This is a genomic window from Halomonas sp. 3F2F, from assembly GCF_014897805.1.
GTDB lineage: Bacteria > Pseudomonadota > Gammaproteobacteria > Pseudomonadales > Halomonadaceae > Vreelandella.
Window position 1 is genome coordinate 1 of record NZ_JABUZE010000110.1, and the last position, 1,004, is coordinate 1,004.

The 1,004-nt window shown below is 50.3% G+C and carries 1 protein-coding gene; it reads left to right on the forward strand.

Annotated features, from left to right (window positions below):
* The first annotated feature begins 128 nt into the window (after positions 1–128).
* Positions 129–965: a hypothetical protein gene (locus tag INT21_RS12040; protein WP_226930640.1), complete on the forward strand. Its 837-nt coding sequence runs from the start codon at positions 129–131 to the stop codon at positions 963–965.
* Positions 966–1,004: the final 39 nt, after the last annotated feature.

The following is a 1,004-nucleotide window of genomic DNA, read 5'->3' on the forward strand; positions in this document are numbered from 1 at the left end:
ATATTATCTGCGTCTGTGTGTCCGGGAAACTATAACCACTTCAGATCGAGATAGTTGAACCATCTGAAAGATCAGACGCTGTGACATGGCTGGCTAGCCTCTTTGGGGATCGCCAAGACGGAATTGGGTTGGGTGACGAACGCTTCACGCCGCAATTACTGCTGCGGCTGCTTCGCCTGGCCTATCGACACGTTCGAATACAAGACGACGCGCACCACGAAGGATCCTATTCACCGGACACTCGCGACGACGCGGAACAGGCACGTAATAGCATTGTAACGGCATTGTTTAACTCGAAGGGCGAGGAGGGCTTGGCTGCCAAACTCGAGATGGCCGCAGATCCTTTGTGCGCTCATTTCAAGGATCGGATTTTGGCTGTGGCAGAAGAGAGTTGGGCGCAAGAGATTGATGCTGAAGCATTTGATGAGGCTCAAACGATAGCACTTGACCGAAGCGGGGAAGCGCCTGCCTCAACGAATGAAGCCATGTTTGCGATTATGAAGGATAGGCTGTCGGACCTGGACGACCTTCTTCTCCGTGATGCGTCACCGCGAGAGGCTTGGGCAGGGATATCAGACGAGAGGGTCATGCGTCGAGAAATTTCGCGCGAGCTGAGTCATGCTGCGAACTCGATCTACACTGTGGACCAGGAGGCTGTTACAGCTGACGAAAAGGAAACTGATATACGTTTGCGTTCTGTTCTTTCTAAGCATGAAGCTGTGATTGAACTAAAACTTGGTGATCGGCGCACAGCGACAGACTTGCGAGATACAATAGAAAATCAGCTTGTTAGGAAGTACATGGCAGCAGAGTACAGTAAAGCTGGAGCATTACTGGTGACTCTTGCAAAAGATCGTCAATGGCAACATCCAGATGAAAAGCGCATGATCAAAGCGGATGAGTTGTTGTCGCTGCTGACTGCAGAGGTTGACAGAGTGCAACAGGCTTTGGGAGGTGGAACTTAAGTGGTTATGCAAAAGTTATCGAGTTACTTTTTCCGTAAT